We start from the raw sequence: 2,027 nt of genomic DNA on the forward strand, positions 1-2,027 counted from the left end.
GCGCGAGGATTGTCCGGGTGACAGACGTTTGGTGGCCTATTGGGTCGCGGCTGACGGTGGGGTGATGACACCGGTTGAGCTCAAAGCCTATCTTAGCCAAACGCTGCCGGATTACATGGTGCCGGCCGCGTTCGTGCAGCTTGACACGCTGCCTTTGACGCTGAGTGGCAAGCTAAACCAGCGTGCGCTGCCGGCGCCGGATGGCGCGGCTTTTGCGTTGCAAGTGTATGAAGCGCCACAGGGCGAGCTCGAGATCACGCTGGCTCAGATCTGGACCGAATTGCTCGGTGTGGAGCCGGTCGGTCGGCACGACAATTTCTTCGCACTGGGGGGTCATTCGCTGCTCGCGGTGCGCTTGATGAATCGGGTGGCTGTGTTGGGCATCACATTGCCGCTGACGACCCTGTTTGCTGCCCCGACGCTGGCCGGCCTGGCCGCTGCGCTGAACATGCAGCGTACGTCAGACGGTGCGGCGCCACCAACGATCACACCGGTCTCGCGTGACGGCGCGTTGCCGCTGTCGTTCGCGCAGCAACGGCTGTGGTTCCTCGCGCAGCTCGATAGTGCGAGCGATACGTATCATATGCCGATGGCATTGCGCCTGCGCGGGACATTGAATCCTATCGCGTGGCAACAAGCACTGGATGCGCTATGGGCACGTCACGAAGCGCTGCGCTCGGTGTTCGTCAGCGTTGACGGTCAGCCGCAGGTGCAGCTGTTGCCCGCCGAGGCAGGGATGCCGATGACCTGGCATGACCTGCGCGGCGTGTCTGACGCGGTTACTCAGCTCGCCCAACTCAGCGCCGAGGCCGCCCAAGCGCCGTTCGATCTGGCCTGTGGCCCGCTGATGCGCGCGTGCGGCATTCAAGTGGCCGAGGACGAGTACGTGATGCTGCTCGTGCAGCACCATATCGTGTCGGATGGCTGGTCCATGGGGGTGCTGGTGCGCGAATTGAATACGTTGTATCGCGCGGCCTGCGGTGAGCCGGCCGATCCGCTGCCGGCGCTGACGATCCAATATCCGGATTATGCGGCGTGGCAGCGTCAGTGGCTCTCAGGTGAGCGGCTCAAGGCGCAAAGTGAGTACTGGCGCACGCAGCTGGCCGGTGCCCCGGTGCTGCTGGCGCTGCCGACTGACCGGCCGCGTCCGGCGCAGCAATCGTTCGAAGGGGCCTACGTGCCGATTCAGATCGATGCGCAAACCACGCAAGCGCTCAAGCGTTGGAGCCAAGCGCAAGGCGCGACGCTATTCATGACGGTGCTGGCCGCGTGGAGCGCGGTGCTCGCGCGGCTGTCGGGGCAGGAGGATCTGGTCATTGGCACGCCGAGCGCTAGTCGTCACCATCCTCAGATTGAGCCATTGATTGGCTTCTTTGTGAACACGCTGGCGTTGCGTGTGGATGTGTCCGGCGAGCCGAGCGCGGTGCAGCTGCTCGAGCGGGTGCGGCGCACGACGCTGGAGGCGCAAGCGCATCAGGATGTGCCGTTTGAGCAGGTGGTGGAGATCGTGCAGCCGCCGAGGCGGCTGGAGCATACGCCGCTGTTCCAGGTGATGTTCGCGTGGCAGAACAACGAGCGTGCCGTGTGGGATCTGCCGGCGTTAGAAGTCACGCCAGCGGACTTGGCTTATGACGTAGCCAAGTTCGATTTAGACCTGCACCTATATGAAGCAGGTGGGGAGATTGTCGGCGGGCTGAATTATGCGACGGCGCTGTTCGATCGCGCGACGATTGAGCGGCACGTCGGGTATTTGCAGACGATGTTGCAGGCGATGGCCGCTGACGACCAGCATTCAGTCACCCGTGTTGAGTTGCTGTCGCCGGCCGAGCGCATGTTGTTGCTGCAGACGTGGAACGCGACGCAGCAGGACTACCCGGCGCACCAATGCATTCACCAGCTGTTTGAAGCGCAAGTGGAGCACACGCCCGAGTCGGCAGCATTGGTCTATGAGGGCCAGACGCTCAGCTACGCTCAGTTGAATGCCCGGGCGAATCGCCTCGCGCATCAGTTAATCGCATTAGGTGTGA

The 2,027-nt window shown here is 63.1% G+C and carries 1 pseudogene; it reads left to right on the forward strand.

The annotated features are described in order from the left end of the window. Positions 1 to 19: 19 nt before the first annotated feature. Positions 20 to 2,027: pseudogene (locus KQH55_RS14550) on the forward strand (condensation domain-containing protein); the annotation flags it as partial.

The organism is Mycetohabitans sp. B3 (assembly GCF_021498065.1).
GTDB lineage: Bacteria > Pseudomonadota > Gammaproteobacteria > Burkholderiales > Burkholderiaceae > Mycetohabitans.